The 19,744-nt window shown below is 33.8% G+C and carries 14 protein-coding genes; 6 read left to right on the forward strand and 8 right to left on the reverse strand.

The genetic code is table 11. The features are described 5' to 3' along the window. The 3 genes from QGM60_RS05785 (at position 1) to QGM60_RS05795 (ending at position 1,975) form a co-directional block, all read left to right on the forward strand. Positions 1-477 carry a hypothetical protein gene (locus QGM60_RS05785; RefSeq protein ID WP_281139278.1) on the forward strand — a complete coding sequence of 159 codons (477 nt, stop codon included), beginning with the start codon at positions 1-3 and terminating at the stop codon, positions 475-477. 112 nt (positions 478-589) lie between these two features. Continuing rightward, on the forward strand, positions 590-1,450 hold the full coding sequence (locus QGM60_RS05790; RefSeq protein WP_281139279.1) for a cupin-like domain-containing protein: 861 nt from the start codon (positions 590-592) through the stop codon (positions 1,448-1,450). A 39-nt stretch (positions 1,451-1,489) separates the two neighbouring features. Next, on the forward strand, positions 1,490-1,975 hold the full coding sequence (locus tag QGM60_RS05795) for a DUF6646 family protein (RefSeq protein WP_281139280.1): 486 nt from the start codon (positions 1,490-1,492) through the stop codon (positions 1,973-1,975). Between the two features lie 139 nt (positions 1,976-2,114). On the opposite strand, the gene QGM60_RS05800 is transcribed toward QGM60_RS05795, so the two are convergent. Beyond that, positions 2,115-2,645, reverse strand: a complete 531-nt coding sequence (locus QGM60_RS05800) for a regulatory protein RecX (protein ID WP_281139281.1) — start codon at positions 2,643-2,645, stop codon at positions 2,115-2,117. Positions 2,646-2,793: 148 nt separating this feature from the next. Here QGM60_RS05800 and QGM60_RS05805 point away from each other — a divergent pair, with 148 nt between their 5' ends. Further along, positions 2,794-7,770, forward strand: coding sequence for a choice-of-anchor D domain-containing protein (locus QGM60_RS05805; protein WP_281139282.1), 4,977 nt, complete (start codon positions 2,794-2,796; stop codon positions 7,768-7,770). Between the two features lie 113 nt (positions 7,771-7,883). Here the strand turns inward: QGM60_RS05805 and QGM60_RS05810 are convergent, their stop codons facing one another. From QGM60_RS05810 to gdhA, 4 genes are all read right to left on the reverse strand, one after another. Next, positions 7,884-10,301: a TonB-dependent receptor gene (locus tag QGM60_RS05810; protein WP_281139283.1), complete on the reverse strand. Its 2,418-nt coding sequence runs from the start codon at positions 10,299-10,301 to the stop codon at positions 7,884-7,886. Between the two features lie 39 nt (positions 10,302-10,340). Further along, positions 10,341-11,060 carry a DNA repair protein RecO gene (recO, locus tag QGM60_RS05815; RefSeq protein ID WP_281139284.1) on the reverse strand — a complete coding sequence of 240 codons (720 nt, stop codon included), beginning with the start codon at positions 11,058-11,060 and terminating at the stop codon, positions 10,341-10,343. 3 nt (positions 11,061-11,063) lie between these two features. Continuing rightward, positions 11,064-13,451 (reverse strand): ABC transporter substrate-binding protein, encoded by a 2,388-nt coding sequence (locus QGM60_RS05820; protein WP_281139285.1) that lies wholly within the window; start codon positions 13,449-13,451, stop codon positions 11,064-11,066. A gap of 127 nt (positions 13,452-13,578) precedes the next feature. Beyond that, on the reverse strand, positions 13,579-14,922 hold the full coding sequence (gdhA, locus tag QGM60_RS05825; protein ID WP_281139286.1) for an NADP-specific glutamate dehydrogenase: 1,344 nt from the start codon (positions 14,920-14,922) through the stop codon (positions 13,579-13,581). Between the two features lie 268 nt (positions 14,923-15,190). Between gdhA and QGM60_RS05830 the strand changes: the two genes are divergently transcribed. Then, positions 15,191-15,949 (forward strand): glutamate dehydrogenase, encoded by a 759-nt coding sequence (locus QGM60_RS05830; RefSeq protein WP_281139338.1) that lies wholly within the window; start codon positions 15,191-15,193, stop codon positions 15,947-15,949. A gap of 65 nt (positions 15,950-16,014) precedes the next feature. On the opposite strand, the gene QGM60_RS05835 is transcribed toward QGM60_RS05830, so the two are convergent. After that, entirely contained in the window at positions 16,015-17,154 is a 1,140-nt protein-coding gene (locus QGM60_RS05835; RefSeq protein WP_281139287.1) for a cystathionine gamma-synthase, read from the reverse strand. Between the two features lie 148 nt (positions 17,155-17,302). Between QGM60_RS05835 and QGM60_RS05840 the strand changes: the two genes are divergently transcribed. Next, complete coding sequence (locus QGM60_RS05840) at positions 17,303-18,022, forward strand: DUF3298 and DUF4163 domain-containing protein (RefSeq protein WP_281139288.1); 720 nt, start codon at positions 17,303-17,305, stop codon at positions 18,020-18,022. Here the strand turns inward: QGM60_RS05840 and QGM60_RS05845 are convergent. Both QGM60_RS05845 and QGM60_RS05850 read right to left on the reverse strand, forming a co-directional pair. Continuing rightward, complete coding sequence (locus QGM60_RS05845; protein WP_281139289.1) at positions 18,019-19,266, reverse strand: sodium:proton antiporter; 1,248 nt, start codon at positions 19,264-19,266, stop codon at positions 18,019-18,021. The genes QGM60_RS05840 and QGM60_RS05845 overlap by 4 nt on opposite strands. A 4-nt stretch (positions 19,267-19,270) precedes the next feature. Next, on the reverse strand, positions 19,271-19,726 hold the full coding sequence (locus QGM60_RS05850) for a DinB family protein (RefSeq protein ID WP_281139290.1): 456 nt from the start codon (positions 19,724-19,726) through the stop codon (positions 19,271-19,273). Positions 19,727-19,744 lie beyond the last annotated feature (18 nt).

The raw sequence follows: 19,744 nt of genomic DNA on the forward strand, positions 1-19,744 counted from the left end.
TTGAACAAAATAACTTACAAAAGACCAGCACCCAAGTTAAAGCGCCTTTATGGTGCTGGTCTTCTTTTCTTTGGTATCCTTTCTGCCCTGTCAGGAAACATTTTAGGTATTATATTTATATTCAGTAGTCTATTCTTTTTTAAATATGACGGAATTGAGATAGATTTTGAAACCAAAAAATATAGAAACATTTATGGGATTCTAAATTTTAAATTCGGAAAATGGGAAGACTTACCAGATATTGAATATGTTTCTGTATTTAAAACAACTCAAACTTCAAGAGTTTGGGTATCTACAGCTAGTACTGTTGTTACTAACACATCCATAAAAGTTAATTTATTTTACAACACCAATAGAAAATTAGAAATCTATGAAAGTGAAAAAAGCGACGATGCCTTTAAAATTGCAAAGGAAGTTGCTTTACATTTAGATATTGATATTCTTGATGCTACAAAAAAAGAATCAGAATGGCTTTAAAAAAGTACAGTCATCATAGTCTTTACCAAAAGCTTCATTAGTTAAATTTATCATACAATGAAATTCCGTTTGGTAACGTTTTCTTAACTTTGACACTTTAAAGTTTTAACCCTTGCAACTAGACCTTCAAGACATACCTCGTGTAAAAACTATCACGAAAGAAGATTTTATCAAAAATTATTTCAAACCACAAAAACCTGTGGTTATTGAGTGTTTTATTGAAGATTGGCCTGCCTATTCTAAATGGAGTTTAGAATATATGAAAGAGGTCGCTGGTGACAAAACGGTTCCGCTTTACGATGATAGACCTGTAGATTACAAAGAAGGGTTTAATGAAGCTCATGCCAAAATGAAAATGAGCGACTACATAGATTTGCTGAAACGCGAACCTACTAAATTCAGGATTTTTCTTTGGAATATTCTAAAGGAAGTCCCTCAACTTCAAAAAGATTTTAGCTATCCAGATTTCGGATTACGCCTAATGAAAGGTTTACCAATGCTATTTTTTGGTGGTAGAGATTCGTACACTTTTATGCATTATGATATTGATTTGGCTAACATCTTTCATTTTCATTTTGAAGGCAAGAAGCAAGTCATTCTTTTCGATCAAAAGCAGAACAAATATTTATACAAAGTACCACATTCTTTAATAACACGAGAAGATATTGACTTTGCCAATCCTGATTTTGAAAAATGGCCAGCATTAAAGCACGCCAAAGGTTGGGTTTGCGATCTTAACCATGGAGAAGTACTATACATGCCAGAAGGTTACTGGCATTATATGCGCTATATAACTCCTGGATTTTCTATGAGTTTAAGAGCCATAGCGCGTAATCCTAAAAACTTAGGCAAAGCTTTGTATAACATCTTCTTAATGCGAAATTACGACAACCTTATGCGTCGTATAAAAGGGCAAAAATGGATTGACTGGAAAAACGAAAAAGCCATTACCAAAACTAGGCCTTATGCCTAAATTTGTATATTTGTCCTAGTTAAAAAACAAGAAAAATACATGAAAAAACTTATAGTTATCGTAGCATTATTGGCTGCTGGTTTTGTAAATGCTCAGGCATTTAATGGAAAAGGAGATCAAAAGTTTCAGGTTGGTGCTAACTTTCAAGATGAGGCTACAGGTCTTAACCTTACTTACGATTACGGATTAGGAGAAAATATCTCTGTAGGTTTATCTTCTTCCTACGCTTTAGGTGTTGATGATGTAATAGCAGATCTAACCGATTTTGGAGATCGTTTTGATCTTAAAGCACGTTTCAATGCCAACTTAGGAAACGTAATTAATATTGATGAAAATTTTGATGTGTATCCTGGTTTAAGCCTTAGCTTAAAGAACTTTGGAGGTCATGTAGGTACACGTTATTTCTTCTCTAGTGGGTTTGGATTATATGCTGAAGCAGCATTTCCACTGGCAAAATATGATGATAATGTAGATTTATTTTATAATCAATTCACTTTTAATATTGGTGCGAGTTTTAACTTGTAACATTTGTCATTCTGAACTGTCACACTGAGCTTGTCGAAGTGTTGTTTCAGAATCTGAAACACTACAAAATGAGATGCTGAAATCAAAGATTCAGCGTAACAAAATAAAAAAGCCTTTTCTTATATCGGAAAAGGCTTTTTTATAAATATTCATTAAGCTTTTCGTACACCAAATGACTTTCCCAACCTCTGTATAATAGGTAATCAGCTACCTTTTTTTTCTTTTTATAAATATTCTTTTCTTTGACTTGATCGATGCGTTTTTGAATCAATTCGTCCAAGGTTTTGTAATAATCATCCAAGTCAATTTCCTTTAGTGCCACATCGATACTGTATTTAGAAATATCCCTAAATTTTAGTTCTCGTACTAATCGATTTTTACCCCATTTTTTTATTCGGAATTTTCCATTAACAAAAGCTTTAGCAAAGCGTTCTTCGTTGAGATAATTCTCTTGAATAAGATGCACCATAATAGCATCAATAGCTTGTGGAATCATCTTCATGGTTTTTAGCTTATCCCTAACCTCTTTATGACAACGTTCTTGGTAGGCACAATAGTTTTCTAGCTTTTTTTTAACCTCATCAACGGTGTATGTTTTATTGTTTTCCACTAGGTCAAAAATACAAATTGCTAAGGCATTAGCATAAGCCTTATTACAGCTAATTTTCATAGCAATTGTAGTTAATCGTCGGAATCTGAATTTCGTAGGGTTTTTCTCAATAAAGCATAACAATTTCTTAATAAATCCATATCTTTCAACCCACTGAGATACAGTTGCTTTAACGTATCTTTGTATTTGATTAATCCTTTCTATCCCTATGAAAAAGAATTACTACGTAACTCTAATATTCCTATGTCTTAGCCTGACTTTTGGGTTTGGGCAAACAACCATAGCTATTCAAGATTTTGAAACAGTCCCAGCTACACCCACTCTTAATTATTCTTTTAATACTGGCTCATTTGATTCAGTAAGTGGAAACTCAGGTACTGGTGATAGTCCACAAAATTCACCTATGTATTCTAGCTCTAACACCTCTTGGCGAGTCAGAAATACTACTATAGATGCTGATTTTGGACCAATTGACATCACTTCATACCAGTCAGTACAGGTAGAGTTCAATCTTGCAGGATTCTCAATCGGTTCAACAGGAAACGGTCTCGATGCTGGGGATTACGTAGATGTATATATAAGTTTAGACAACGGAGCCTCTTGGTCCTATGAAATGGAAATTACAGGAAATTCTAATGCAAGATGGGCTTTTAATTCTGGTTCTAATAGAACTATAACATACGACGGTGATGACAACCCAAATAGTTTCAGCTCAACAAATGCAGACCCTATTGATAATATTATAATTAACATTCCAGATAGTGATGCATCCTTAGCATCTAACTTCTTAATTGGCTTTGTCATTTATAATAATAATTCAAGTGAAACATGGAATATAGATGATATTCAGATTTCAGGAATATCTTCATCACCTTGTGTTTCACCAACAACTCAGCCTACAGGTTTAACATTAAGCAATATTACAGGCTCATCAATAGATGGCTCGTTTACAGCTGCTTCTGCCGATGAATATCTAGTAGTAGCTAGCACATCACCAACTCTTGGAGCAAACCCTGTAGATACCACAACATATACTAATGGTGATTCTTTAGGCTCTGGTGTAGTAGTTCAAAGCTCTAGTGCAACAACTTTTACTGCAACAGGGTTAACACAAAACACGCCATATTACTTTTATATATTTTCTTTGAATGGTTCTGGATGTTCAGGTGGCCCTTTGTATTACACAACAAACCCATTAGCTAATAATGCTACAACTATTTCTGGACCATGTGCTTCCACTGGTTTTGAGAGTGGGGAACCAACTGGATGGTCTAATAATGGATCCTATTATAATGGAGGAACTTCAAATACTGGCACACAAAAGGCAGGTATGAACAGTAATAATGATTGGATAAGTACTGATCAATTGTCTAATCCTAGTGACATTAGCTTTTGGGCTAGAACCTCAGGCACTACTTCGGACTATACTATAACGATACAATATTCTATAGATGAAATAACTTGGTTTGATAGTAACCTGTTTTTTGCTAATGGAGGTAATTCTGGTGATATAACAACAACTTATCAGCAGTTTAATATTAACCTAAATCTAACTGGAAATTACTATCTGAGATGGTATATGAGTGATAGAGCTGGTGGCTCGTTTTATCTTGATGATGTTGAAGTTTATTGTGGCACATCTACTCCTGAGCCAGAAATTCAACTTGTAGACAATACTACTACAAATCAAAACTGTGGATACACTATTGATTTTGGAAGTATTGCTAATGATGGTAGCTCTGCAGATTTAACTTTTGATATTACAAACATTGGATCCCTAGACTTAAATGTGAGTTCCTTAAACATAACTGGCGATTATTCTATTGTTTCTCCTACTACTAGTTTTGTGGTTGCCGCTAGTGCTTCTCAAACAGTTACGGTTCGTTTTACACCAACAACAACTGGTACGTTAACAGGTACTTTGACAATTAATAATAATGATCTAGATGAAAGTGCTTGTACCGTAAGTCTAACAGGTGAAGGCTTTACACCAACACCTGAAATTGATATAGAACGAAACACAGGTGGTTCAATTCCTAACGGTGCTGCCGCTAATGCAGGCTATAATACAGTTTTTGCAGCTACTGTTATCGGAAATTCATCTGCACCTAAAACATTTCATGTAAGTAGTGAGGGTTCAGCAAATATAGATTTAACTAGTATTACATCTTCAAACCCTAGTGAATTTTCTGTATCTCTAAATCCAAGTCCTGCCACTGTAAATCCTGGAACAGAAGTTGATTTTGAAATTACGTTTACACCTACAGGAGTTGGATTACGTACAGCTACAATAACTATTGTAAGTAATGACACTGATGAAAACCCTTATACTTTTAATGTACAAGGTAATGGTGAATGTACTGCTGGTACATTAACATTATCTCCAGATAATGGCCCTGTAAATACTATAGTCAACGTTACTACAAGTTCTTCTAATTTTGGTGGCTCTACAACAGCTACTGTAAATGGTATTACTGCAACGGTGAATATAATTTCAAGTACTGAATTAGAGGTGACTATTCCTACAGGTGCTGAAACAGGAAGCTTAGACATTACAGATAACTTGGGTTGTGTTAGTTCTGAATTATTCACGGTAATCGATGAACAAATATCTAGCTGTGAGGGTAGTTTTGGTACCGCTCCAACAGATTTATTTATCAGTGAAGTTACAGATCATGGTTCTGGTTCTCATTCTTATGTTGAGATATACAATGGTACTGGATCTACAGTAGATTTAACAGATTATGAAATCAGGCTACACAATAATGGAGCATCAATAGCTACACATACAATTGCACTTACAGGTTCTGTAGTAGATAATGATGTCTTTGTACTTGCCTTTGGTAGTACAGATGCAACCAATCCTTATGCAACTCATGGCTACGATCAATCTAGTGGTGTAAGCGGCATTAACGAAGATGACAATATACGCTTGTATTATGCTCCTACAAACACTTGGGTAGACTTATGGGGAGATACCTCTGGTTCTGTTTTTACAGTTTCTTCAAATAATTACACTTATAGAAGAAAAAACTCTGGTATTACGGCACCAAGCACGATTTGGGATGCTAACGATTGGGATAGTTTTTCACCTGTAGATTACAGTGATGTTGGAACTTACGATTTTTCAACAGGTGTGCCTCCAACTGTAATAGGCATATCTAGTTCTACAACAGCATGTAATGAAGTTACAATTTCAGTAAGTGCTTCCGAAGGATTTTCAGGTAGTAATCCTTTGGCATATTATTGGTATGCTTATGATCCAGCAAATGCAGGTTTAGGCTGGCAAGCCATATCAAATGGTAGTATTTACACAACAAGTACAGCTTCACCTGATTTAATTATTTCTGATACAGGTAGTGTTTTAGATTTTCAATTCTATTGCCAAGTTAGAGAAAATGACGCTAGTTGTTATGACGCTTCAAACGCTATAAAAGTGATTTTAAGTGGAGCTACTTGGGACGGTACAAATTGGATTTGGAATGACGGAACAGCTACTGATACCATGCCAAACATTACAACTAACGTTATCATAAACGGTAATTTTGATACTTCTGCTGGAGGCGTACAAACAAGTTTTAGCGCTTGTAGCTTAGTTGTAAATAATGGTTTTGATTTAGATATTACAAATGGCAGGTATATAGAAATTTCTAACGATATCACAGCTAATGGTAATATAACTGTTTTTCCTCAAGGCTCAGTAGTTCAAATTGATGATTTAGCTACAGTAACTGGCAGTGGCACAATGACTGTGCAAAAAGAAACTACGCTATTAAATACGCAATATGATTATACCTATTGGAGTTCACCTGTTGTTGGTGAAACTATAGAAAACCTATTTGGATTGGTTCCTAACTATGGTAAACATTATTTTGAAGCGGCTAATTTTGTTGATGTGTTAGACGAAATCGATAATACAAATATTTTTAATTCAGGGCAAGATGATCTAGATGATGATGGTAATGATTGGCAACCTGCTTCTGGAACGATGCAAGCTGGTGTTGGCTATGCAGCCATGCCAAGTGTTGGTGGTCCTGCATTTCCAGTTGCACAACAATTTGCTTTTGTAGGTCCTTTTAATAATGGTGTTGTATCTCAACCTTTGGTAAACAATAGTGGCGGCGTCTACAATGATTGGAATTTTATAGGCAACCCATATCCAAGTGCTATTAGTACAGCAACATTCTTTAGCGTAAATTCTGGTGTTACTGATGCTATTTACCTTTGGAATCAAGCAACACCACCTAATGCTACTGCATCTGGTAGTGATGGGCAAAATTTTTCAGCTTCAGATTATGCCGTTATTTCAGCTAGTGGTGTCAATACCGCAGGAGGAGATACTTCATTAATACCTAATGATTATGTACCATCTGGACAAGGATTCTTTATTGAAGCACAAACTACTGGTCCTATTGTATTTAATAATTCAATGCGTGTTACCGGCAACAATAACCAGTTTTTTAGAAGTTATGAAACAAACAAAGAAGTACTTTGGCTAAACTTAACTTCTGACAATGGTGTAGCCAATCAGCTTGCCGTAGCTCATTTAGAAGGTGCAACAGATCTTAATGATGGTACTTTTTATGATGTAAAACGTAATATGTCATCTCCTGTACATGCAGCACTTTATTCTACAATTGCTGGAGAAGATACCGAGTTTGTAATACAAGGAAAAAATTACAGCAGTTTAGATCTTGATGAAGTTATTACTTTAGGATTTAAAACAACCATAGAATCACCAACAACATACACTATTTCTATAGCGCAATTTGTAGGAGCATTTTATACTGATAATGACATTTATTTGAAGGATAATTTATTGAATATTACTCACAATATTAAAAATTCAGATTACAACTTTACTTCAACAACAGGCGTGTTCAACAACCGTTTTGAGGTTGTGTTTGTAATAGAAGCGCTTTCGATAAATGACAATGTTATTTCAGCTAATGATATAACTATTTCTGAATTACAAAATGACGAAGTAAGGTTTTCAACAAGCAAAAAAGTTACCATTACTAATGTTGAAATTCTAGATGTTTTGGGAAGACAGATCTATAATCTTAAAGGTAATAGTTCAACTGAAACTTATAACTTATCTCAACTAAGTAACGCTGCTTATATTGCTAAAATAAGCCTTTCTAACGGCCAAGTGATTAGTAAAAAAGCGATTAAGCAACGCTAATTACTTTTACATAATAGTATTGAAAAAGCCTTATTTACATAAGGCTTTTTTTATGCTAAACTTGTATAGAGTCTGAATCGAATTCAGAATGACAATTAATTTATAATATTACTTTACAAGGTATATTTTAAAGCTACAATTAAATTTCTTCCAGCAGCAGAAATACCAGATGAATACTGTCTGTAACGTTGGTCTGTTATATTTTCTAAACTTGCTGTTAGACTTACTTTATCATTCCATTGATATTGCGTTCTTAGATTTAATGTATGCCATGACGGACTGTAAGGATTACCATTTTTATCTAAAGCATAGATATAATCTTTTGACGCTTCTGATGGTGCCAATTGATAAAATGATAATTCATTATTATATACAATGAATGCGTCGAATAATAAGTTATTCTTTTCCCATTTTAAATGTGTACGACCAAAATTTGGTGCAACATGCCTAATAGGTTCCTCTACTCCATTATTATCTTCCGTTCCACCAATGACATTATACTGTGACCTAAGTTTTAGGTGTTCTGTAAAATTCACTTCTAATCCTGCTTCAAAACCATAAATCCATGCTTTTGAGGCATTCTGAATTGCTTGAATATTGCTAAGTTCACCATCATACATGATTTCAGTTTCTCCATTAAGTTCAAAATCTCTTCGTATTAACGCATTATCTAAAAATGTATAATAGGTCGCTAAATCGATAATAACTTTTTTATCGAAATTCAACTTCAAGCCTAATTCACCACCATAAGCGTATTCTGCTTTTAAATCTTTGTTTGGAACTACTACAGAGCCAGGTTCGCTATCAAAAACCTTCCCTATATCATCAATATTTGGGGCTCTAAACGCTGTTGACGCATTGAGTTTCCACTGCATTATATCACTTGGTGACCATGTAATACCTGCCGTACCTGTGAGGGCTCCTGTATTGATTTTTGCATCATCAAAAGGTAAGTTGAGATAAGCGTTGTTCTCAGTAAAATCTGCCCTTGCAATAACCTGATTGTATCGTAAACCCGATTGAAATACAAACTTAGAGTTAGGTTTATGTTTTAAACTAACATAAGCCGCTATAGATTGCCATGTAGCACCATCAGGATAACGTGTTACGGTTGCTGAATTTTCACTAGTTAAAATATTTTCATCATGACCTTCTGAACTTACTGTATTGTGTAAATATTCCAAACCGTAAAAAAGACTTGTTTTGGTGTTTAAATCTTTTTCTAAATCGACATTAAAAGAAATTGCATCCACAGCTTCTGCTCTCACCGCTCTAATATCAGATTGAAAATCTCTATCCTCTCGACTCTCTTTAAAGTTTTGATATGCCAAAGTGGTTTGCAATTTGTCATATAAATTAGAACCACTACTGAGTTTGGTTAATTGCATATTACCCATAAACCATTCTTGTGGGCCGTAATTCCATTCTGCCGAACGTAAATTATCACCTCTATAACGAATTAATCTATCGTACCTAGAATAATCCGATGTGGTTGAATAATATAGTCCTAAATCAAAATTGAGATTATCAGAAGGTTCATATCTCACCTTCTGCATGAAATTTATTTGATTATATCCGGTCGGTTTTTGTACTAAAGGATTAGAATTTTCGACAATAACATCTTCACCATTTTCTCTAATGACATATTCTGGTCTTATATATTCTGTAGGACCATGACTTCCCATTCTTAAATCATCAAAATCCGTAAAACTGACACTGGTAAGAAATGCCCATTTTCTGTAGCCTAAATTAATATCAAAATGTCCTGTTTTTTCATTATTCGCCGTTGCATATCTTACCAATGCATTGCCTTTAAGATATAACTCATCCTTGTAAGACAATTGTGGCTTTTTGGTATAAAAACTCATTACTCCACCTATAGCGTCACTACCATAAACCACTGATCCCGCTCCTAAAGTAACCTCTGTACGACTTACCGAAAATGGATCTATAGAAATTACATTTTGAAGATTTCCACCTCTAAAAATAGCATTATTCATTCTTACACCATCGACTGAAATAAGTAAGCGATTTGTTGAAAACCCTCTTATCATAGGACTTCCTCCACCTAACTGACTTTTTTGAATAAAGACATTACCTGTGTTTTCTAATAAATCTGCACTGGTTTGCGGATTGGCAGCAGCTATTTCTTCTGCATTGAAACTAACAATGGTTTGCGGAATATCGCATTTACTTTGTTGGAATTTTGAAGCTGAAATAACGATTTGGTTTAGCAATTCTACTTTTGGAGTTAAGTAGATGATGTTATTAACTTCTGAAAGGTCGAATTTTCTAAACTGTTTCTTTTGGTAGAGTATATTTTGAAAATATATGATTTCTCGTGGGTTGAACTCATCAAGTTGAGCTTGCCCATCAATATCGGAAACAACATACTTGGTTTTCTTTAAATTATAAATAGCAACACCTGGAATAGGCTCGTTACTACCTTGCTCTAAAACTGTAACGGTTTGAGCAAAGTTCAATTTAAAAAAAAGCAATACTACTGCACTAAAAATGATTTTATAATTCATTTTTATATCCATATATCTCAAAATATTAATAACGGTTTCTCAATGAAACACCTCATTAAGTACTTGCAACGACTTCGGTTTTTTAAAACCCCCTAAATGTAGTTCGAAATAATACAATAGCATATTTAAAAACTCTTGACGCTGCTTTCCATTGATTTTTATGGTATTTAACGCATCAAAATTTATGCCCAAGAGCCGTTTTAGCAATGTTAAATTTTCGCCTGAAATAGAGTAAATTCCACTATTTGCATTTTCAAAAACACCAGTCTCTAAATTAAAAAAAGGGAAATCCAATTCTGAATTTTCAGGTTGAAAACCAAGATATCTTGTTAATTTTAAAAGAAATAATAGGTGAAAGTTAGAAAATTGATCTTCACTATCTAAATATTGAAGTGCTGTTTCTATATAATTGAATAAGTCTTCATTTTTTTCTTCCTCTTTCAATACATTAGAAAGGATTTCAGATAAAAACAAAACAATTGAACTCTTATATATGTTAGAATGAAGCGATTTATAAACATAGTTTAACTTTACTTCTCTAATGCTATGCAAAGATTGATTAGGCTTATAACTCTCCTCTATTTGTAATTGTGATAAAGGTTGAAAATAAACTGTCTTTGTCTGACCCTTTTTGGATTTTAGAACTCCTCTTAAAATATAGCTGACTATACCTCTTTGCTCCGTGTAACACTTTACAATAAGATCGTAATCTCTATATTTTATTTTGGAAAGAACAATGCTGTTATTTTTACTGAGCATGTTTTATCTAACTATAAGTACTTTAAGAACTTTGGTTTCAAAAGAATCTAAATCTGAAATTAAAATAAGGTACACTCCCGTTCTAACGATAGAGTTTCCTAAATTCTTACCATTCCAAACAGCTGTACCACCATCTATGGCAAAATTATAATTAGCGCTGGATGACCTAAGATTGATATTAGTTTGTGCTTCAGCAACCAAATTACCTTCAATATCGGTAATTTTTATGTTTACATTTTCAGTTAATCCGCTAATCTTTACTCCTTTTGTAATATCATTAAGGTCGTTATATCCCAAGACATCATATTCTGGTCTCACAGGATTAGGATATGCAAAGGCATTATCTAATGTGTCTTCTGGTCTAGATCCTCCTGAACTAAATGAAAGAAGTCCTCTGGTTGTTGCTATATAAACAATACCATTATCAGTATCTAATGATATATCATTAATCGTATTTGATGGTAAAGGTGAGTTATCTGTTGTAAATTGGTAAATAGTCTCTTGTCCATCTGGAGAAAAGTAAAACACACCTCCATCAGCTGTACCGACCCATTTATTGTTAGAGCCATCAACCTCAATATCTGTAATCGCTTGTCCTTCCAACAATTCTTTTGCTATACCATCTTCTAAAATTATTATTTGACTGAGGCTTGGATTGAGGTCATCGTAAAAACCTGATGTATTGTACAACACCCTTAAGCCTGTCGTCATTCCAATCCACAATTGATTTCTATTGTCTAGTGCTAAAGCCTGAAACCTAGAAAAAGGAGGCACATTTTGTGCTTCAGAATTGATATTTCTCAAAGGACTTGAAGATATGCCTTCATTATAAGCTAGCAAACCATTAGAATATGAACCAATCCATTTTGTTCCTTCATTACCAATAGCTAAATCAAAAAAACCTGTTTCATCTTGCATAGGGTTATCAATTATATCAGAAAAACTATAACCTTGCCAGTTTCCGGTAATAGGATCATAACGCTTTAAAGCTTCATCAACTCTACTATTTAAAACCCATAGTCTTCCTTCGGTGTCAAATTCGCTTGCGGAGATTCTGACATCAACATAGTTTGGGTCTTCTGGAAGTGATAAGGACTCAAGATCACTATTGGTCTCATTTAATTGAATTGTAGGTTCAAAATTTTCTATAACCAGCATGCCATCAAAATAAGAACTTATAAAAACCTGATTAGGATCAAAAATATTTGGGGTTATGGTATTTAATTCCCTTGTTCCTAAAACATTGTCAAATGGTATATTTTCCCACAGATCATCACGCAAATAACTAATACCTTTTGAATTTAAGGGATAAGGATTTAATGCTTCATTATAAGCTCCATAGGTAACCCAAACTGTGTTTGTTGTAGCATCAATCTTGAAGATATTATTTTCAGAAGGTCCACTTGGTTTTATACTTGTATATAAACTACCATCTGATAGACTAGTCCTTAATACCCCAAAATCTGAAGTCCCAACGAAAACAATATCATTTATTGCAATTGCAGAAGTAAAACTTGTATCATAATCTTCATTAGGTATCAAACTATTTACAAGTTGTATATTTTCGTTGTAAAAATCTACTTTATTTGCTGATGAAAAAATTAATCCTGTGCTAGAAACTTGACTGTCTAAAGGCAACACATCCAAAGCAAACAATTGGGTGAAATTTGTATTAGTAATCTCAAAAAGATCTCTATTTGATCTTACGGCATATATGAAATTATTAAAAGTATTTACCGTTCGGAAATTCCCTGACAAATAAGTCTGCCATTGTTGGAAATCAATAAGATTAGGGTTACTTAATTCTGCTTTCTTTAGTCCATTATTATCATAACAAGCAACAAATATTTCATTATTCAATATTGCTACTTGATTAACTTGAATCTGTGCACCTCCGTTTCCTAAAAAATAAGTGTCACCAAACTCTAAATTTTCTAAATTATAAATGGAAACACCATAATCAGTTGAAATATACAGTAAACCTTCGTGCTCATAAAAATCATTAATTCCTTTATTAGCAGGTGTAATATTTTGCTTTTCTAATATATCTACTACTGATAATACAGACTGATCTGTTTCAGAATAGATTTCTATTAAGCCTGTTTCGTACCCAATAATTAAATCTTGATATGTTTCACTGTAATAAATAGTTGTTATTTGACCACCCGATAATCCTTCTATAGTTGTGATGGTTTTAACCTCTTGCGAAAAGATATCATACTCAAAAACAGCATTTTCAGCAGCAGCAAAAATTTTCTCTTCACCTCTTGTGATATCAACTATATTATTATACGAAAAATGACCTTGCCAAAGTGCAGAATAGTCTTGACAATATCCAACTGATAAAAACGCAAAAACAAATATGATAGTTTGTACAACCGATTTGTTCATCAAAATAAAATTCTTTTGTCAAATATATTAATAGTAACGGTAATACAGTCTTTATAATATATAATGTAACAAAAAAAGCTTCTGAGAAAATCCCAGAAGCTTTCGGTTGTTTATAGTATTAGCTTTCTTAAACTACACCTTGTGCTAACATAGCATCGGCAACTTTTACAAAGCCAGCTATATTTGCTCCTTTAATGTAATCTATAGAACCGTCTTCATTCTTACCGTATTCCACACAGGAATCGTGAATGTTTTTCATAATCTCTTTTAATCTATCATCTACTTCACTTCTTGTCCAACTAAGACGTAAAGAGTTCTGACTCATTTCTAAACCAGAAGTTGCTACACCACCAGCATTAGATGCCTTACCTGGTGCAAACAATATCTTAGCATTTTGGAACTCATGTATCGCCTCTGGTGTTGAAGGCATATTAGCACCTTCTGAAACGCACATACAACCATTTTCTATTAGTTGCTTAGCTTCATCCCCATCGAGTTCATTTTGAGTTGCGCATGGTAAAGCAATATCACATTTTACAGACCAAGGTCTTCCTCCTTCTACATATTTAGCGTTAGGATATTTTTCTACATACTCACTAATTCTACCTCTCTTAACGTTTTTCAAGTTCATTACAAACTTTAGCTTTTCTGTATCGATACCTTCTTCATCTAAGATATATCCACCAGAATCTGATAAGGTTAAAACTGTTGCTCCTAACTCTAGTGCTTTTTCAGCAGCGTATTGTGCCACATTACCAGAACCTGATATTACAACTTTTTTACCTTTAAAAGAATCATTCTTGGTTTTCAACATGTTTTCAGCGAAGTACACATTACCATATCCAGTAGCTTCAGGTCTGATTAGTGATCCACCCCAAGATTGTCCTTTACCAGTTAAAACACCTGTAAATTCGTTTCTGAGTTTTTTATACATTCCAAACATAAAACCTATCTCTCTACTACCAACACCTATATCACCTGCAGGTACATCTGTATTTGGGCCAATATGTCTGAATAATTCACTCATAAAAGCATGACAGAAACGCATTATTTCGTTATCTGATTTTCCTTTTGGATCAAAATCAGAACCTCCTTTACCACCACCCATTGGTAATGTTGTCAATGAGTTTTTGAAAACCTGTTCAAAAGCTAAGAATTTAAGGATACTTGCATTTACGGTTGGGTGAAATCTAAGACCTCCTTTGTATGGCCCAATTGCAGAATTCATTTGAATTCTATAACCTCTATTCACCTGGATTTCACCTGAATCATCAACCCAACAAACTCTAAAAGAAATTAATCGTTCTGGCTCAACCATTCGTAATAAAATGTTTTTACCATGATAAATATCTTGATCCACAATGTATGGAATTACAGTTTCTGCAACCTCTCTTACAGCTTGTAAGAATTCTGGTTCGTGACCATTACGTTGCTCAACAAGCTCTAAAAAAGCTTCTATTTTATCTTTCATATATGTTATTGTTAACAAATTGTGATTTATGCGGTGCAAAGATACATTATCTGTAAAAATATCCACTTATTTTTTTTATATTCTCAAAAAATATTTTAGTTAATTTACATATCTTGATTCTTGAAAAAATAACAAAAAATGCATTTTATCCGTTTTATTTTGTATTTCGTCGAGTTTTTATATATTTGCTCGGTAAGATTTCAATTTTTAGAATTCAATGGTAATAAACATTAAGAAATTAATTGCCCCAATTGTATTGTGTTTATCAATGCAAATGAGTTTCTCTCAGCTTGGAATTTCTCATGAAATTGGGGTCATTGCAGGACCTGTAGCATACCAATCAGATTTTGGTGTTCGCTCTGACTTAGAAACCAACGCCGGAAATTCTGGCTTCGGAATTGGAATTGTACATTACATAAACTTCGCTTATAGAGCTGATTGTAATTGTTATACTACAAAAAAATACTTCAACGATCATTTTAAACTAAGAAGTGAAGTTTCTTGGAATAAGACAAAACTTGAACATCTCGGAGAATGGGCTGACGGTAATTCTGAAGAAGCTAATAAACTAAGAAGTCATACTGGCGAAGCTCAAAATTGGGATGTTGGTATGCAATTAGAATATTTCCCAACTAGCCTTAGAGCTTTTTCTTCAGGTCTTTATTCATTTGCCCCCTTTTTAAGTTTGGGTGCTCATTATGTTTCATACAGCCCTAAAGTATACACATCTTATGTAAGTTCTGATCCCATGAATCCTAATGATGTTGGAAACATTGAAGATCCTAACAACTTTTATTCCGCATGGGAACCTGGTTCTGTTAGTGATCAAAGTGATACAACGTGGTCTATTGTGGGTAGCGTAGGTACTCGATACAAGCTTTCTATACTGTCTGATTTGATGATTGATTTGAGATTTCAGTATTTCTTTTCTGATTGGACTGATGGACTCAACCACCAATTACCTTCAAACAAAGCTAACGATTGGTTAGTGTGGCTAAACTTTGGATATATCTACTATTTAGATTAAAATGATACAACATAAAAAAAGACCAAGTATTAAACTTGGTCTTTTTTATTTAAGTTGGTTTGTGATTAACCTATGGCTTGTCTTAAATCTTCAATTAAATCTTCTTCGTCTTCTATTCCAACGCTCAACCTAATTAACGAATCTACCACACCCGTTTTTTCTCGTTCTTCTTTAGGAATGCTCGCATGAGTCATACTTGCTGGATGACCAGCCAAAGATTCTACACCACCAAGTGATTCTGCCAATGTGAAAACTTTAAGATTTTCAACAATTTTGATTGCTTCTTCGTAGTTATTTCCTTTGGTGGTAAAAGATACCATACCTCCAAAATCCTTCATTTGAGATTTAGCTATCTCATGATTTGAATGGCTTTTCAATCCTGGCCAATATACATTTTCAATTTTTGGATGCTTAGCTAAATACTCAGCTACTGCCTTTCCGTTTTCACAATGACGCTGCATACGAACGTGCAATGTTTTTATACCTCTTAAAACCAAAAATGAATCTTGTGGTCCACAAATAGCTCCACTAGCATTTTGAATAAAATATAATCGGTCTGCCAACTCTTTATCCTTAACTACTAAAGCTCCCATAACGACATCGCTATGGCCACCAAGATATTTAGTTGCAGAATGCATAACAATATCCGCTCCTAAATCTAAAGGCTGCTGTAAATATGGTGTAGCAAAAGTGTTATCTACTACCAAAAGCAAATTGTGCTTTTTTGCAATTTTAGAAACAGAAACAATATCAATAATATTCATCATAGGATTGGTTGGTGTTTCTATCCAAATAAGCTTTGTATCTGGTGTTATATATTCTTCAATTTTATCGGTATTATTCATGCTAATAAAATGAAATTTAATACCAAATTCCTCATATATTTTAGTAAATAAACGATATGTTCCACCATACAAATCACTAGTAGAAACAACCTCATCACCTGGTTTTAATAATTTTAAAACTGCATCTATTGCTGCCAAACCAGACCCAAAGGCTAAACCAAAATTTCCGTTTTCTAAACTTGCAAATGCATTCTCTAAGGCATTTCGGGTTGGATTATGCGTTCTGGAATATTCATAACCTTTATGTCCACCAGGAGTTGATTGCGCGTAAGTTGATGTCTGGTATATTGGTGGCATTACAGAACCATATGCAGGATCGTGCTGTTGCCCTCCGTGTATTGTTTTTGTATTGAATTTCATAACGAGTATTCTTATTTAAAGTCCCTATAAACACATCGTATTTGAGACACAATTTTCTTTATTAAAGTGCAACAAATTTACAGGATAATTCGTTCTATTTAAATCTAAACAATACCTTTATTGAATGTTTAACAAAACCTTTCAATACGTGAAACGCATATTCTATATACTACTTTTTTTGTCTGTTTTTTACTCTTGTGATGAAGAGATTAAACCTATCAACTTTGAAACCTCTTCTATTGACAAAACTTTTGAAGCTGATATTACTGTAATGTTTGATAAAGCTACAGGCAATAATGATATTGGAGAAAACATCAATTCGAACATAGAAAAATCGATTATTAGTACATTGAGTACTTCAGAAGGTAATAGTGATCTAAAAAGTACCTTAGAAGGATTTAATAATGAATATCTAACATTTAAAAAAGAGTTTCCTGATGCTACGGAACCGGTTTGGGTGCTCAATATTGAAACTGAAAAGAGCTATCAATCTCAAGATGTCATAACCATAGCAATTAGCACTTATGAATTTAAAGGAGGTGCACATGGAAATGACAAAATAAGATTCTTGAATTTAGATGCTAAAACAGGAAGTATTTTGAGCAGAAATGATATTCTTAAAAATATTAATGAGTTTGAAACATTAGCAAAAGAATACTTTATGAAATCAATGGAAACCCAGGATAAAGATCTCAAAATGGAAGATTTCTTCTTTGGAAAACCATTTCAATTACCAGAAAATATAGGCTATAGTGAAGACGGCATAGTACTACTTTATAACGTATACGAGGTTGCCTCATACGATCAAGGCTACACAGAGTTTGTTATTCCTTTTGAGGATGCTGAGCCTTATTTAAAACTCCACTAGGCTATTTTCTTTGTTAACTTTTTAATTATTGGTTCAACAGATAAGCCTTGGCCAACAATAGAAACCACAACAACGATATAGGTTATTACTAGGAAAAGTTCTCTATGCATTTCTGAAGTTAAACTCAACGCTAGGGCAATAGAGATTCCTCCTCTTAATCCACCCCAAGTCATAATCAAAGTTGTTTTAGGTACAAAATCAAGCTTCTTAGAGAAGAATTTCACAGGTAACCAAAGTGAAATATATCTACAAAGTAATATTACTGGTATTGCTATAAGTCCGGCATAAATATACTTTCCTTCAAGCGTTAGCAGAAGCATTTCCATACCAATCATAACAAAAAGAATAGTATTCAACAGTACATCTACAAGTTCCCAAAACTTATCTACATAAGTTTCAGTAGTTTCAGACATTGCTGAATTTCTAACGGTATCATTACCAACCATAAGCCCAGCAGTTACCATAGCTAAAGGTGCTGACAAATGAAATTGATGTGCCAACATTGTACCACCCATTACAGCTGCTAAAGTTAGAATCACTTCAATTTCGTAATTATCTATAGATTTCATCAACTTATAAGTCACCCAACCTAATAGCAACCCTAAAACAATTCCACCTATAACTTCTTGTCCAAATAAAGTAAGAATGTCAGATACTTCTATAGCAGCATCTGGTTTTGCAGCAATAGCGAATATGGTTAAAAACACTACCACACCTACTCCATCATTAAACAGAGATTCCCCAACAATCTTCGTTTCCAACTTTTTTGGAGCTCCTGCTTTTTTCAAAATTCCCAAAACCGCAATTGGGTCTGTCGGAGAAATGAGTGCTCCAAACAATAAACAATAGATAAAATCTACATTGAGTCCAACAACTTGAATAATATAATAAGACGCTATACCAACTAAAAAAGTAGACACTAAAACACCTAAGGTAGCAAACGCTAAAATTGGGCCTCGTTGTACTTTAAGTTGATCAAAATTAGTATGCAAAGCTCCGGCAAAAAGCAAGAAGCTTAGCATTATATCTAGCAAAACGGTTTCAAAATCTATTTTGGAAATAAAATCGCGCTCTTGTGTTAATAACGTATCATCAAATTGAGCGATACCAACCAAAACCACTGTAAATAAAATAGTAATCACCATTAAACCAATAGTGATGGGTAATTTTAAAAAACGAACATTGAGATAACCAAAAATTGCTGATAATACTATTAAAATTGTGGCTATTGAGTAATATTCCATGTGTTTACAGGGATTTTCTGAGTGCTAAAATATAACCTAAATGAGTGCCTTCATGAAAAATATTGAATTGTGTTGCCTCTTCAACCGAGCTTAGCGTAGAATTCGTCGAAGTTGTATAAACGCTATAATCTTTGAACTTTTTATTAGCATAATCTTCTTTAGTTTTTTCAATAGTAGAAAACAACAAACCTCTGATAACATTTACCTCTTCTCTCGAAACATCACCTTCTGTCTTAGTCCCTTTTCTATAAGCATTTACCATGCCATCAGAGACCATCATAGGTAAACCAGATAATTTATAAACCAATAATTGCTGTGTTACAATAACGTGAGCTATGTTCCAGATAATATTGTTTTTAAAGCCATCAGGCACTTTATTTAATTCTTCTAAAGAGTGGTTGTTCAATATGTTTTCTAGAAGCTGTCTACCTTTTAGCGTTACCTCGAATGCAATATCCATATCCTTAATTTTTTCTAA

Origin of the sequence: Winogradskyella sp. SYSU M77433 (assembly GCF_029911945.1) — a bacterium.
GTDB lineage: Bacteria > Bacteroidota > Bacteroidia > Flavobacteriales > Flavobacteriaceae > Winogradskyella.